The sequence below is a fragment of the Kiritimatiellaceae bacterium genome, assembly GCA_013141415.1.
Classification (GTDB): Bacteria; Verrucomicrobiota; Kiritimatiellia; order Kiritimatiellales; family Tichowtungiaceae; genus Tichowtungia.
The window spans coordinates 239,458-253,965 of the sequence record JABFQY010000005.1 but is presented as its reverse complement, the minus strand read 5'-3'; the positions used below and the strand labels follow the sequence as shown (position 1 = coordinate 253,965).

The 14,508-nt window shown below is 50.2% G+C and carries 15 protein-coding genes; 8 read left to right on the top strand and 7 right to left on the bottom strand.

Annotation, left to right across the window (positions count from 1 at the left end):
• Positions 1 to 11 precede the first annotated feature (11 nt).
• From HOO88_08255 to HOO88_08235, 5 genes are read right to left on the bottom strand one after another with little or no spacing between them, the layout of a single operon-like run.
• Entirely contained in the window at positions 12 to 395 is a 384-nt protein-coding gene (locus tag HOO88_08255; GenBank protein ID NOU36747.1) for a hypothetical protein, read from the bottom strand.
• Positions 392 to 2,182 (bottom strand): hypothetical protein, encoded by a 1,791-nt coding sequence (locus HOO88_08250; protein ID NOU36746.1) that lies wholly within the window; start codon positions 2,180 to 2,182, stop codon positions 392 to 394. Before HOO88_08250 ends, HOO88_08255 begins: the two co-directional genes overlap by 4 nt.
• Positions 2,183 to 2,196: 14 nt before the next feature.
• Positions 2,197 to 2,733, bottom strand: coding sequence for a type II secretion system protein (locus HOO88_08245; protein ID NOU36745.1), 537 nt, complete (start codon positions 2,731 to 2,733; stop codon positions 2,197 to 2,199).
• Between the two features lies 1 nt (position 2,734).
• Positions 2,735 to 3,202 carry a type II secretion system protein gene (locus HOO88_08240; protein NOU36744.1) on the bottom strand — a complete coding sequence of 156 codons (468 nt, stop codon included), beginning with the start codon at positions 3,200 to 3,202 and terminating at the stop codon, positions 2,735 to 2,737.
• Between the two features lie 5 nt (positions 3,203 to 3,207).
• The gene (locus HOO88_08235; protein NOU36743.1) at positions 3,208 to 3,678 is read right to left on the bottom strand and encodes a type II secretion system protein; all 471 of its coding nucleotides are present in this window, start codon (positions 3,676 to 3,678) and stop codon (positions 3,208 to 3,210) included.
• A 174-nt stretch (positions 3,679 to 3,852) separates the two neighbouring features.
• On the opposite strand from HOO88_08235, the gene HOO88_08230 reads away from it, so the two are divergent.
• Entirely contained in the window at positions 3,853 to 4,305 is a 453-nt protein-coding gene (locus HOO88_08230) for a hypothetical protein (protein NOU36742.1), read from the top strand.
• Here the strand turns inward: HOO88_08230 and HOO88_08225 are convergent, their stop codons facing one another.
• On the bottom strand, positions 4,306 to 5,124 hold the full coding sequence (locus HOO88_08225) for a hypothetical protein (GenBank protein ID NOU36741.1): 819 nt from the start codon (positions 5,122 to 5,124) through the stop codon (positions 4,306 to 4,308). It abuts the gene before it with no gap.
• Positions 5,125 to 5,364: 240 nt separating this feature from the next.
• On the opposite strand from HOO88_08225, the gene tadA reads away from it, so the two are divergent.
• The 6 genes from tadA to HOO88_08195 all read left to right on the top strand — a co-directional run bounded on the left by tadA (position 5,365) and on the right by HOO88_08195 (position 12,232).
• Complete coding sequence (tadA, locus tag HOO88_08220; GenBank protein NOU36740.1) at positions 5,365 to 7,074, top strand: Flp pilus assembly complex ATPase component TadA; 1,710 nt, start codon at positions 5,365 to 5,367, stop codon at positions 7,072 to 7,074.
• 85 nt (positions 7,075 to 7,159) lie between these two features.
• Entirely contained in the window at positions 7,160 to 8,170 is a 1,011-nt protein-coding gene (locus HOO88_08215; GenBank protein NOU36739.1) for a type II secretion system F family protein, read from the top strand.
• 13 nt (positions 8,171 to 8,183) lie between these two features.
• Positions 8,184 to 9,440: a hypothetical protein gene (locus HOO88_08210; GenBank protein NOU36738.1), complete on the top strand. Its 1,257-nt coding sequence runs from the start codon at positions 8,184 to 8,186 to the stop codon at positions 9,438 to 9,440.
• 110 nt (positions 9,441 to 9,550) lie between these two features.
• On the top strand, positions 9,551 to 10,927 hold the full coding sequence (locus tag HOO88_08205; GenBank protein ID NOU36737.1) for a sigma-54-dependent Fis family transcriptional regulator: 1,377 nt from the start codon (positions 9,551 to 9,553) through the stop codon (positions 10,925 to 10,927).
• 224 nt (positions 10,928 to 11,151) lie between these two features.
• Positions 11,152 to 11,505, top strand: coding sequence for a prepilin-type N-terminal cleavage/methylation domain-containing protein (locus HOO88_08200; protein ID NOU36736.1), 354 nt, complete (start codon positions 11,152 to 11,154; stop codon positions 11,503 to 11,505).
• 352 nt (positions 11,506 to 11,857) lie between these two features.
• Positions 11,858 to 12,232, top strand: coding sequence for a prepilin-type N-terminal cleavage/methylation domain-containing protein (locus tag HOO88_08195; GenBank protein NOU36735.1), 375 nt, complete (start codon positions 11,858 to 11,860; stop codon positions 12,230 to 12,232).
• 33 nt (positions 12,233 to 12,265) lie between these two features.
• Here the strand turns inward: HOO88_08195 and HOO88_08190 are convergent, their stop codons facing one another.
• On the bottom strand, positions 12,266 to 13,996 hold the full coding sequence (locus tag HOO88_08190) for a tetratricopeptide repeat protein (GenBank protein ID NOU36734.1): 1,731 nt from the start codon (positions 13,994 to 13,996) through the stop codon (positions 12,266 to 12,268).
• An 85-nt stretch (positions 13,997 to 14,081) separates the two neighbouring features.
• On the opposite strand from HOO88_08190, the gene HOO88_08185 reads away from it, so the two are divergent.
• A complete protein-coding gene (locus HOO88_08185) occupies positions 14,082 to 14,447 on the top strand; it encodes a prepilin-type N-terminal cleavage/methylation domain-containing protein (GenBank protein NOU36733.1) in 366 nt (121 codons plus the stop codon).
• The last annotated feature ends 61 nt before the right edge of the window (positions 14,448 to 14,508 follow it).

Genomic DNA, 14,508 nt, shown 5'->3' with positions numbered 1-14,508 from the left:
TTTAAAAAACTTTATTCGTCGGTCTCTCTTGTCGCATGCCGAACCCAACCAGCAACCGCACCTAGTAGAATTAAAAGCATGCCGGACACCAAAAAGCGATGATTTATTTGCGGCGCGCGCTCAGTTTCAAGTGATATTTCAGAGGTCGCGCCCTTCACTTCCGTTTTGCCCGCGCGCATCCATGGCGGCTTTTTCATGGCGGCGGCTATTCGGACGCGACTGGCTATCTTGGCTTTTTGATAGTCCGCCTGCTGTTGTTCGTATTCCGCCCTTGCACGCACCCTTTGCTGAACAATTTCATTTTTTCGAAACGGGGCGTCGGGAGGCAGGAATGCCATCAACGGCAATGCCCACAGGAGTGTAACGCCAGATATAAGCAGATGGATCATCTTCATGGTGCCGGAACCTCCCTCCAAAGAATGGTCTCGGCTTGCGACAGCTTCATGGGCAAATGAGACTTGAATTGTTCAGGAAAAGCCATTCTGGCATCCCAGTTTATATAAACCCTGCTGCCCGTTGTCAGCGACAACGCTTCATCACGGCAAATAAGCGCCCCGTTAATCATGGTATTTGTGCCGGACGCCCCAAGTTTGCCTGCAATCAGATGATTGTCATACAATACAGCGTCAATCCATGTGAGGGAAAGCTGTGGCGATAGAGACCTTAGTTTTGCATCTGAAATACTGGATTCGTAATACTTGCGTGCCACGCTGTTTGTCTCCAACGAACCGACTTTACTTCCATAGGTAAGGGTATAGTTTCCGTTGAAGTAGTTCGTTCCGTTCCTGTACGAAGAGACGTAGCCGATATCTTTATCTGTTGCTGACACCGGATACTCGGTTGTAAAAGAAGGTTGTAGATAGGTTGCAACAGCAGAGAGGAATCCGCTGTCCGTATAGTCACCAAGAATGATGGATCCTTTGGCGCACAGTCCCATAAAGTCCCTTGTCATGTTGTTTGAAAGTGTTGTGCTGTTAAAATTTGTCACGGAGTCCGGATGCAGCCACACGGGTGGGTTGATTGCTACAAGGTTGCTAATGACGTGGATATTACGACCGGCATAAATGGTTCCGCGCCCTGTATAGTAGCCTTTGATGATAAGATCGCTGTTTATGACAACCGGCCCGTTTAGACGAATCGGGTTGTTCGTTGTTCCAACTAAAACCAAACATCCTCGATCCACACCATTTGTGTACCCATTCAACCCGATCCGATCTATGATGTTCGAGTAGCCACTGGGCCCGATTCCATTGAATACAGCAGCCACAACCAGTCCGGAATTGTTGGATATTGTGCCCCCTTGTTCCTGTGCATAATTCTTATATTCTTCCAGATTGCCAATGTATGGCATTTTTAGTTTTTTGACATTGTTTGACCGAACCACTCCAGTCGAAATGTAATTGTATCCGTTCGACCACACGCTGGCGGAATTGTTTTTGTTAAAATCAACATTGAAAGCAGGGCGAAAATAAGAGTGTCCGGTATTTGTCCCGTAAGCAGTCCATGTCCAGTTTTTCGGGGTTTTGCTCACTATGTTTGTCCATCCGGCCATTGAGGCCCCGTTCACCACGAGTGCCGTTGAATTCAATTTGATATTGAAATTCGAGCGGATATCTCCGTTCAAAACCATATCGACGCCCTCGAACCAGCCGTAGTTATTGATGAAATAAGCGTTATTAAATACAGAGGTTTTAGAGAGAACAAACTTTACGGTCTCCTCAAACGATCGTGTTACCCCCCCGACCGAGGCTACTACCCGATTGGTAACGTAGATAACCTGCTCTTCAAAAGCACCGTAAACCGTGCCGTTTGTTACAGTTCCGGTAATGTATGCAGTGGAATACAGACGATCGGCTGGATCCGCGTCAGAAACAATAGATGCCACTGTGCCATTCGTGCTAAAGTCACGAGCGTGAACCTGAATCCATATGGCATTGGTCCATGAAAACTCCAGACCGTCAGCACCAGACTCCACCTCATTGTATAAATTCCATTTAATCTTTTCCAAGGCCGTCTGCGCCGCCAGCTGACATTCATCATAGGCCCGCCAGCGATCAACGGTTCGTAAGGTCTGCCGCGCAGAAATTGTAAAAGCCCCCGCCACCAGCAACCCGATCAGCAGAAGCATCATCACAGCGGTCAGAACAAAGCCTTTGTTGTCATATTTACCGATTTTATCCATAGAACACCTCGTTCCTAATTGATCAGGTAAGCCTTCACCGTACAGGGCTGAGTAAACGTCTTGCCCATCACCGAAAGACGCAGTTGGTAGGTGGCCGTAATTATTTGGTTGGTTACCGCTGTCAGCCTGAACATCTCCACATCAACGTCGCCGACATAGTTCGTAGCCGCCACATTCTGACCCACAGCCCACACGGAACTTCCGCTACGCAACCGAATATCTTTCCCGGCGGCGGAATTGGTCCACCCATAACTATAAAAGGCCCCACTGCTTTTTAATGGATAATATTGGACGTACGCTTCTCCGGAAGCGCTCGCAACGATTACATTTGTAGATGACAGCCAGCCGGTTCCCGAACCAAACCCGCCGTCCAAAAGGCGCGCCCTTGCAACCCGCGCGTGCTGTGCAAGCTTCCAATTCGCCATGGCATTCATCCAGAGGGTAAAAGAACGGGTTAGTAGCGCTCCCATTGCGGCAAACACCATGACAGAAATGGCCGTGGCCAACAAAACCTCCACCAAAGTAAATCCCCGTTTTTTCTGCATTTTCATATCAGCGCTCCACCGCGTAACGTAACACCTGATATTCTGCAACAGGCTCAGGGCTGACGGCGATCACGGTGCCATCCGCACCAATCACGGAAAACAGCGGGCTGTTGCTGGGGGCCCATACCTGCACCGTGATTTTCCAATATTTGACATCCGGATCCGGATCCGGCTCAACCGCCCATTGGATAAATCCTTGATCTGAAAAAACGCTTCCCGGAGGTGTGGACGTGCTTGTCGGGTCGGTATTATACGCCGAGGCCATGTACTCGATCACGTCAAGAGGCTGGTTATATATCTCCCAGAGTTTGTCAAAAGCTATACCTTGGGCATCAAGACGTGCGCGGGACCGCATGACTGTTTTATAGGAATAAAAAATGCCTGTGCAGATCACCACGGCAGCAACTGCGATCAACATAACCGCAATCAACACTTCGATCAATGTAGCGCCGGATTTGGAATGTTTTTTTTTCATAGAGGTCACTGCTGAATAATATAGTGATACTGTGTGCCAACTTGACGGAAGTTTCCTGAACTGAGATTCCCGTCATCTATCAGGCGGTCAAACTCTATCATCTGCGCCGATGGTTTGGTCGGCTCGGCAATTGAAACCGAAAGAGCAAAATGATAGCCGTTATCCCAGTCCCACTGCCCGCCCAGTTCGGCGGGGTCGCCCCACCAGTCTATTTTGTAATACGGAAAATAATAATTGGCCATCTCCGGCGGAATCACCCCGGGAGTTGTGTCTGCCGGATAGCTTCTGATCTCGGCTGCGTAGGATTCGAACGCCAGAACCGCTGTGCGCAACTTGCGGGCGCATTCGGCATTCTCGCGGCTACGAATAGCCACATTAATTACTGGGATGATAAATGCGGCTAACACAGTTATGATGGTCGCCATCAGCAGGGTTTCCACCAGCGTCATTCCCTGTCTGTTTGTATAATGATTCATAATGCCCTATTGCTTCTCCAAAAAGCCTGATATTTTTGTCTGTGTCTTTTACCCTATCATATAAAGCATCGCATGTGCCACGATTAACTTTCTTTCAGACCAATAGCATTGAACGCCATTCCCCTCACAAAATAGTTCGCTTCAGCCTGAGGCGGAGGGTATTTTTTCCGGCAATTGAGAAAAGACATCGTGAATTCAATCCCTGAGAAAGAAAAAGCTCCCTTGAAAAGCACTCCAGCGTGGCTTAAACGGTCTCTACTTGTTCTTTTGTTTGCTTCGGCTGCCGGAGGATTTTTCTTCTGCGCCCGCCTGGTCCGGACTTCAACTACTGGGATCCCCGCTGTCCTTAGTAAAAAACCAATCCAAAAAAGTAAATTCAGCGGCCTGCAATCCTTTTTTGAAAAAGCAGTTCCGGCTAAACCGGAGGAGACCATACTGTGTCAAGGCGTGATCCTCAGCGCAAACCGAGGCTCACGGGCAGTTATTAACGGTCAGGTGGTAAAGATCGGTTCTGTTGTCAACGGCGCGCGCGTTCTCGAAATAACAGCCAGCAACGTGCTTGTCAGATGCAACGGAGAAACCCGCCGACTCGCACCTGGAGAACGATTTACTCCAAAAAAACCGTGATCAACCCGCCAGCGCTTTCTTAATCTGGGCCAACCGCTGGTCATACTCCTGCGGGGACACCAGATAGGCGTGGCAGCGTCGGCCTGACAAGTCGCCCGCGCGGCGAACCAGATCTTTGTCCAGCGGGTTAAGCACTGCCAGCAGGAGGTCGTCGCCCACCCCTGCAAACGGTAATGCGCCGTGATGGATGATAAACTCCAGAGGAAGCACATCCCTCAATTCTTCGCGCTCACTGAACTGCCCGATTGCCATGATCGGCATACCGCTCTTCTGGCAGAGGTGTGTCATCAGCCGGTCGAACCGGCTGAAGTTGCGGTCGTGCAAAATATGCAGAACGGTCACCGGAACGCTCACATCGCGCGAGGACATTTCAGTAAGGTCATGCAATACATTGGAATATTCCTCCTGAGAAAGCTGCTCATCCTGAAACAGATCCCAAGCCAGTGCCATTTCGGCTTCAATACCACTGACTTTTCGCCCGGCAGGCAAATTGGGAATTGCTACCGTCCCGGCCATCAGATCAGAGACCAGTTGCAGTTCCTGTAACCTCTCAATCCGCTTGCGAAGCTCTGGCATTTCATCGGCGACGGATTCGTACTCTTCAATAATAAACGAGATGACTTCGCCATTCTGTACGGCACGCGCAGCGTCATCTAACCGCTTCAGGCAATTGAGAGCCTGTTCGGGCCGTTCGAGTTTAAGCAATGTTTCGTAGAGCGCGCGCAATGTGAAAAGATCATCGGGCATCACCTCAAGGATCTGCTCAAGCATGGCGGCAGTCTGCTGAAGGTCTTCTCTCGCACCAGTCGATTCGCTCATGAGTTCTCCTGCATCAATTAAACGACGCCCCGCATTAAAGCACGACTTGTGCCGATGATGCACCGCTATTTTTTACATTGTTTGGAACATTGCAGTTAGGACGGAGTGCCGGAACACATCCTGCCACCCCGTTATTTCAATTCTCCGTCATCTCCCTGCTTGTTTCCAATGATTGGAAAGTCTATCGTAGCCGCGTACTTGGCACCGTTTCTGCTGCGACAACAATTGCGAAGTAAAATTATGAGCGATAAAGCCTACAGAACTCTGACAGGGATTCTCTTTGACCGCTTCCCGGTTCCGGAAGAAGCAATAAAGACAGCCAGGGCCGAGTCCGAAAAAACCGGAATCCCGCTCGAAGAAGTGCTGGTTACGCAGGGCGCAGTGCCCGCGCCGGTGCTGCTGCTGGCCAAGGCTGAGTATCTGGAAATGACGCCGATCAGTCTCGATGGCTTTCAAGTCGACCGGTCGCTGGTTGAAATGCTGCCGCGCGCAACCTGGGCGCAGCTGAAAATGCTGCCCCTGTGCAAAACCGGCAAACTGCTCACCGTCGCCACGGGAGACCCCTTCAATATTATGGGGATTGAAAACCTCAAGACGCAGATCGAGTATCAGATATTTTCGGTGATTGCCGACCCGCGGGATATCCTTGGCGTACTGGATGTCTCGGCAAAGGATGGGTCGATCGGGCTAGAGGACATCCTCAAAGACATGGAGGACGACAGTGAGCTGGAAGTCGGTCGCGACGCAACCAGCGCAGACAATCTCGAAGAAATGCTGGAAAGCGCCTCGGATGCTCCGGTTGTGCGCATCGTCAATTCGATTCTGATCGAAGCTCTCCGTAAACACGCCAGCGACATCCACATTGAGCCGATGGAAAATAAGATTCGTCTTCGTTACCGTGTGGATGGTGTGCTTTACGAAAACCCCAGTCCGCCTAAAAGTGTCCAATCGGCGATCTCGTCGCGTATCAAAATCATGTCGAACCTCGACATTGCAGAACGGCGCATTCCGCAGGACGGCCGTTTTAAGATCAAGGCGCTGGGCAAAGAGGTGGATTTACGCATCAGTTATCTACCGACCGTACACGGCGAGAAAATCGTGATGCGTATTCTGGACAAAACCGCGCTCGCCCCCAATCTGGAGTCACTTGGTCTGGAGCAAAAGGCTCTGGAGGATCTGAAATTCGCCATTGCCAAACCGCACGGCATGTTGCTGGTCACCGGCCCGACCGGTTCCGGCAAAACAACGACTCTTTATTCGGCGTTGCAGGAGTTGAACACCGAGGATGTGAATATCATCACCGTGGAAGACCCGGTAGAATATCAGCTTCAGGGAATCAACCAGGTTCAGGCGCGCCCCGAAGTCGGCCTGACGTTCGCCGCCGGCTTACGTTCCATTCTGCGTCAGGATCCCGATATTGTGATGATCGGTGAAATTCGCGACAACGAAACCGCCTCCATCGCGGTACAGGCCGCATTGACGGGACATTTGGTGATCAGCACGCTACACACCAACGATGCCGCCGGCGCGATTGCCCGTATGGCATACATGGGCATCGAGCCGTTCATGCTTTCGTCATCGCTGGTGATGACGCAGGCGCAACGTCTTTACCGCAAACTCTGCCCTTTCTGCAAACAGGCCATTCAAATTCCGGAAAAAACGCTGAGTTTCAATCGTCTCGATCCAGACCAGTTTAAGGACACCACCTTTTTCGCCGCCAAAGGGTGCCCGAAGTGCAGCGGACTGGGCTATAAGGGCCGCGGTGCAATCATGGAAATTTTGCTGCTGAACGATGAACTCCGGGCGAAGATTCTCGAAACATCAGAGGCGAGCGCCCTGCGGGAAGTGGCTGTCCGTAACGGCATGAAGAGCTTGCGGGAAACCGGCCTTTCCCGGGTGCGCGACGGAATAACAACGATTGATGAAATTTTGAGAGTAACCACTGGGTAATCAGGAACTTGTTATGGCAACTGCAAAAAAAACAGTAAGTAAAAAAGTGAGCGGCTCCCGGAAAATCCGGCTGAAGGAGGTTCCAATGTACTCCCGCCAAATGGCGGCAATGCTCTCGTCGGGGATGCCGCTGGTGCAATCCATCGTTGCGCTGGAGGAACAGACCGAAAGTAAAAACTTCCGTGCGGTGCTTGCCGGAGTACGGGTGAATGTTGAGGGCGGCTCTATGTATTCCGATTCGCTGAGCGAATACCCGCAGATTTTCGATGAGCTTTACGTTAACATGATGCGTGCCGGTGAAACGGGTGGTATGCTGGCGGAAACCTGCGAACGCGTGGCCACTTTTTTGGAAGCTTCCAATCGATTGCGCGCCAAAGTGAAGTCCGCCATGATGTACCCGACGGTTGTTATCTGCGTAGCACTGATCATTTCGGTCGGCCTGATCGTCGGTATCGTGCCGACATTCGCTAAGATGTTTGCCGGATTCGGCGCCAAACTGCCCGGTCCGACACAAATGCTTCTGAATACCAGCAACTTTATCCGCGATTACTGGTACATCGTTCTATCCGCCATCGGCGTCTCAATCTACAGCCTGCGCCGCTACGTTAGAACTGAAAGGGGCGGCTACGTAGTGGACGCCGTCCGGTTGCGGTTTCCACTGCTCGGAAAACTGGCCCGGAAAATCGCCATCACACGCTTCGCATCAACCTTCGCTCAACTGATGTCGAGTGGCGTGCCGATTATTCAAGCCATGTCTATCGTCGGCGTGGCCACCGGCAACAAAGTGATTGGCAAGGCGATTTTGGACGCGCGCGCCAGTGTCGAACAGGGGAAAACCATCTCCGAAACACTCAAAAGCAATAAAGAGTTTCCCAGCATGCTCATCCATATGCTTTCTGCCGGGGAACAAACCGGCAAAATGGAAGAAATGCTCACCAAGCTGTCCCAGTTTTATCAGGAAGAAGTCGACACCATGCTCGAAGGCCTCACCTCAATGCTCGAGCCTCTGCTGATGGTTGTGATCGGGGTGATGATCGGCGGAATCGTGCTGGCCATGTTTATGCCGATTTTCAAGATGACCGAAGTGGTGATGTAGGAAAAATTCCGCTATGAAAAATATCCGGCAGGAGGAAGATATTCGGGCTGTGCCATGGACGACTATGATGGGCCTGCTCGGAGCACGCCTGGTCACCATCAGCGGATTTCTTATTGTCCTGTCTTTCATACTGCGCCAAGACAGCATCGCGTTTTACGCATTCATCGCCTTTGCATACATCATCACCATCCCCTACTCGCTCTGGATGCGCAACCAAGACCGGATGCGGCGGCTGGCCCCGTTGCAGTTTCTGGTAGATCTGGTATTCGTCTCCGGTCTGGTTTATTTCGCCGGCGGCCTCCAAAACGACTTCCTGATTCTGCTGTATCCTCTGATCATTCTTTCGGCCGGCATTATTCTACCGCTAAAACAGACCATTCAGATTACTATTCTTGCCATTATTTCCTATACGCTGGTAATCCTGCTGATGTCTCAAAACATTCTGGTTCAGTACCCGGCCGAAACCGCCGCGCAGGAACTCATTGATACCTCAGGGGCCATGGCGTTGCGCATTGCCATTTTTATCTTCTTCGGCATCGCCAGCGCCTACGTCTCCCGCCGGTGCGACTATATCAGTAAAAAAGAAAAACAATTCCGGGACATAACCAAGATCATTTTCAAAAATGTCAAAACCGGTCTTCTGCTGCTGGATGCCGACGACCGGATTCTGATGGCAAACGACCGCGCTTGCGTTTTATTGAGCCGCGATGAAGCCGAGCTGACCGGCAAGGCACTTGCCTCAATTCACTTAAAACCATCTGATCTAAAAAGCGGAGATACCGATCTGCGAGGCGCCTCGGATTATTTCCGCCGGGCGGACGGGTCTGTTTTCCCGGTCAGCATTGAAGACGAGCGGCTTACCCTGCCGTCTGAGGCCGTTCCGCATGCCGGTACAAGCGCAGGTGGACTGGTAGATACCCGTATTCTCAATTTTAACGACCTTTCTCATTTCCTTAGGCTGCAAGGCCAAACCCGCCAGCTTGAGCGCATTAAAGCCGCGGCCAATATGGCCAAAGAAATGGCTCATCAAATTCGCACGCCTCTTACCGGAATTTCCGGCACGGTGCAGCTCCTTCAAATTAACCTGAAAAGCGGCGACGAAGCCGCTGCAGCTAAAGAACGTGAAGAGCTATGTCATCAAATTGTCATGGAATCGGTTCGAATGGATAAAGTCATTCAGAACTTTCTTGATTATGCTGAATTTTCACCGAAAGACGTCAGGGATCTAATCCAAATGGATATTGATCAGGACACGAAAAGCCGACAATAGACCGCCTATTTTTGAACGGCTTCGGCAATTTGTGAATGAAAAATTACCTATGGACGGGCATTCTCGAAAATGATAACTTCAGCCCGTCAATAAAAGAAACGGAATGGCCTATGCCCCGAATACTCATCGTAGACGACGAACCGACCATCTTAAACCTGCTTAATAAAATACTTGTTGGGCAGGGATATGATGCCACTCCGGCCAGCAATGGAGAAAAAGCGTTGCAATTGCTTCAGACCGAACGGTTTGACCTGATGATTTCTGATATTAACATGACCCCGATCAACGGAATGGAACTTCTTCGCAAAGCAGGGTCAGCGTGGCCCGATATGGGCGTTATCATGCTCACAGCCTATGGCACGGTTGCCACAGCGGTCGAGGCCATGAAAGAAGGTGCATTCGACTACATCACCAAGCCCTTCAAGCTCGATGAATTGGTGCTGACGGTTCAGCGGGCTCTCGAATATCACCATGCTATCACTGAAAACAAAGATCTTAAAGCCCGGCTGGAACACAAGGAACAGATGGGCGGAATCGTGGCTGAAAGCCCGGGTATGCGCAAAGTATGCGGTATGATTGAGCGAGTGGCCCCCACTTCCACCACGGTGCTGATTTACGGTGAAAGCGGTACCGGCAAAGAACTTGTTGCTCGTGCGTTGCACCACTACAGCCCCCGAAAAGACGCAACGTTCATGGCCGTCAATTGTGCGGCTCTGCCGGCGGCGTTAATGGAATCTGAAATGTTCGGTCACGTCAAAGGCTCATTTACCGGCGCAACCGCAACAAAGGCCGGACTGTTTGAAACCACGCACGGAGGAACCCTTTTCCTCGATGAAATCAGTGCCATGCCACTCGAAATCCAGTCCAAACTACTGCGCGTTCTGCAGGATAAAAAAATCCGCAAGGTCGGAGGCTCTGACCACACCGAAGTAGATGTCAGAATCATTGCTGCCTCCAATGAAAAACTAGAAACTCTCATCGAACAGGGCAAGTTTCGCGAAGACCTTTACTACCGCCTCAGTGTGATCAGCATCGATATCCCCCCGTTACGTAACCGCCCCGAAGATATTCTTCCGCTGGTTGACCACATTATGCGGCGCGAACTTGGTCCCGATGCGGATGTCCCGGCGATTGATCATGGGGCTCAGAGCGTTCTCGATAACTACAACTGGCCCGGCAACGTACGTGAACTGGAAAACACGATTCAACACGCTCTCGCCTTCACGCAACACGGAAGTATCACCAAGGACACTCTACCCGCAAAAATCGTCAACACGGTCGAAGAAGGTCTTAAGTCCGGCGTCATCACCAGCCGCCATGAACAGTTTAAAGGCAAATCGTTGAAAACATTCCTGCATGATAAGGAAAAAGAGTTTCTTCAGAGAACGATCGAAAGCGTAAACGGTGACAAAGAAAAAGCGGCCAATGAATTGGGCATCAGCCTGGCGACTCTCTATCGCAAACTTCCTTCCGATTTAAAAAAGTAAAACTGGCGCAAAGGGATTTCCCTGACAACCGCCGTGGCTGAAATCCTGACATGCTTTTTTATACAAGTTTATTGCAACAAACAATTTACCAGCTAAACTTCTGTGCGTTGAAGCGAGCGATTTCCATTAATAAATTTTAACCGGCTACCCAAAACAAACTCCTGATATCACGAAATAGAAAGCCGGCGAATGAGAAACAAAAAACAAAAATAAAGGGAATAAAAATGAAGAAGACGAATAAAAAAGGTTTCACTCTGGTCGAAATTATGATCGTTGTCGCGATCATCGGTCTGTTGGCCGCTATCGGTATTCCGTCCATCTTGGGCGCATACTCGAATGCTCAGCAGAAAACCAAAGCCCGCAACGTTGCTGACGTTGAAAAAGCCAAGGGTCAACTGACTCTGCCAGCCGGTACCGTTACAGGTTCAATGGGTGCAGATAACAGCACAGCCATTACCACCGGTTCTACCGGAGCTAGCAACATTCTGGCGATCCTGCGCATCAGCAGCCTGACCGACCTGAACGTCGGTAGCGATACAATTACCATCGGCACCATGACCACCAAAGCTTCCTACTAATTCGTAGCCTGCTAAAAAACCCAGAGATCGCAAGTCTCTGGGTTTTTTAGTTTTTACCCAATGCGTCATCAGCGTCCACAAACATAATGGAAGTGCACGTTCTCAGAAACATAACTTTTTATAGCATTGGGAATGCCTCTACAATATGTTCAGGCCATAGTGTAATACCCTCATAAGATGTTTAAGAAAAAGGAGTTGCCAATCCGATTTTCAGATGCATACTAGACGCATAGGATGTTAGAAGTTTTTGGTATGTCTATTGCTTATATATGTGCCATGAGAATTTTAAACCGGTACACGATACAAACGCATTAAAGTCACGAAACAAAAAGCCGGCGGCTGAGAAATAAAAATGAAAATAAAGGGAATAAAAATGAAGAAGACGAATAAAAAAGGGTTCACTCTGGTTGAAATTATGATCGTTGTCGCGATCATCGGTCTATTGGCCGCTATCGGTATCCCGTCTATCTTGGGCGCATACTCGAATGCTCAGCAGAAAACCAAAGCCCGCAACGTTGCTGACGTTGAAAAAGCCAAGGGTCAGCTGACTCTGCCAGCCGGTACCGTTACAGGTTCAATGGGTGCAGATAACAGCACGGCCATTACCACCGGTTCTACCGGAGCTAGCAACATTCTGGCGATCCTGCGTATCAGCGGTCTGACCGACCTGAACGTCGGTAGCGACACAATTGACATCGGCACCATGACCACCAAAGCCTCCTACTAATTCGTAGCCCGCTTTGACAAAATCCCCGGAGATTTATTCTTCGGGGATTTTTTTTAGTTCGGCAAGTACCCGGCGAACCCTGCTCTGATATTCGTCCGTCGGATCCGGCAGTCGCAAAACGGCCTCCAAGTCCAGTCGGCCTTGAGCCAAATGACCTCGTTCCAGATATATCCGGGCACGCATCTGTAATGCCTGTATCTTCCAAAACGGATCAACCGCCGGATCGTCAATCACTGCAGAATAAGCAACTAAAACTTGATCCGTAAGCCCGAGATGTTCGGCAATTCGCCCTTGCCCCAAACGCATTTTAACCTGATCAACTTTTGAAAGCCCTTCCATGGATAGCGCCGCACCTACATCTTCGAACGCTTTCCGATATTCCCCTGTTTCGATTCTGGCTAACGCCCGGTTCTGCAACGCGGCCGCGTAATTCGGCTTCAGGCGCAACGCTTGATCAAAACACTCAATAGATTTTGTATAAGCCTTACGATCCATCAATGCCTGTCCCATCCCGTTATATGCCCGGGCATCTCCTCCGCCCGCTGTCGCGGAATGGTGCCAAAGCAACAGGCTATCCGACCAGACACCGGACCAAATAAAGGTTTGTACACCAAAAATTATTAGCAGAACTGCCAACGCAGTGAAAACCGTTCGGCGAAAAGCCGTCAACCGGTTCAGGCCGACAGCCAGCAAAACAGAAAACGGAACGGCCGCCAGATATGTAAAGCGGTCAGCAACCATTTGTGCACCGCTTTGAGTAAATCCTAGCATTGGAAAAACCAGCAGCAGAAATGCACTCAGCGCAAAAATCACAGGACGAAAATTCCGCCGAAACAAGAAAAGGAAAATAACCGTCGTCACCGCCAGCACCAGCGCAACCATCACTGGGCCCGCTTCGGGCCGCTGGTAGTAAAGAGGCGAAAGGTTGTGTGGCGTGATAGTTTTTAGCAGATAAAACCAAATTCCGTAGATCGCTTGACCAAAACGTTCGCGCAATCCGTATTGTTCAACAGAGGCCATGCCCCCATGCAAGTGCTTGGACCAGAATGCTGCAAGACCGGTTAGCAAGGAGATTCCAAAGAACGGAATTTTTTCAATCGTACAGGAACATGCTGTACGCACGGAAGTAACTCGCCGGAGCAGAACCCAGTCGACCAATAGAAGAACCGGAGGAAGCATCATGCCAATCCCTTTGGTTCCGGACGCCAGCGCGAAACAAAGCAAAGCTGCCAGTGGATAGCGGCTCCGGCCAACCGCTCGCAAATAAAGCAACAAGGTCAACAAACAAAACGTTGTGCACAACAGATATCCGCGAGTCGCCAGCCACGCCACAGGCTCCCCTCGAAGCGGATGAATAGCCCAGAAAAGTGCGGCAAGTGCGGCGGCCATGCGGGATTGCTCTTTCCGTCCGCCGAAAAAAGACAGACACGACAGATAAACCAGCACGGCATTCACTGAGTGCAGTAACAAATTGGTTGCATGCCATCCTTGCGGATTCATTGCCCAGATTTTGTAATCCACCGCATAACTCAACCAGCTCAACGGTTGCCAGTGCCCCAGCAGAAACGTTGTGCACATCCACTGCCAATGTGATGGGCCTAATCCACGAAAGTACGGATTCTCAACAAATAGCGCCTGATCATCCCAGTGAAGAAATTCACCGTGCAGAATGGGTAGAAAAAAAAGAGTCGTCCATCCGGCTACGCCCAGCACCCATAAAATAGAATTGGATTTTCGTTTCATGCCAGATGTTTTAACGGACACACCAAATCTCCGCCAGTTCATTATTTTCACGATATGTGACAGATATTCCGTTGACAAAAACACAATTCTTCTAAAGTGTCCCCCTATGCGACAACAAAACAAAGCAGGGTTCACTTTGATCGAAATCGTCATTGTAACCACTATCATCGGGATGATGTCTGCCATTGCGGTGGTTTCCATTCTAAACGCCTCTAATAAAGCCTCTCAGGCGGCAAAAGACCGGAATGTAACCGATGTTGAAAAAGCAAAAGGCCAACTTACGCTGCCATTCGGAACCGTCTGCGGAGCCATGAATGCAACGATAGACACCCCACTATCTACGGGCACGCCGGGCCAAAGCAACCTGCTCTCTGCACTCAACATTTCCCACATCGATGCACTGACTGTTGGGAGTGAAAAAATTGATGTTGGAACAATGAAAATTAAAGCCAGTTATCTCAACAACGAGTAGCCTTCCTGATTTTTTACCTGTCTATCCGGCATAAAGTATGCTCCATTGTCTGCCGGAGGAG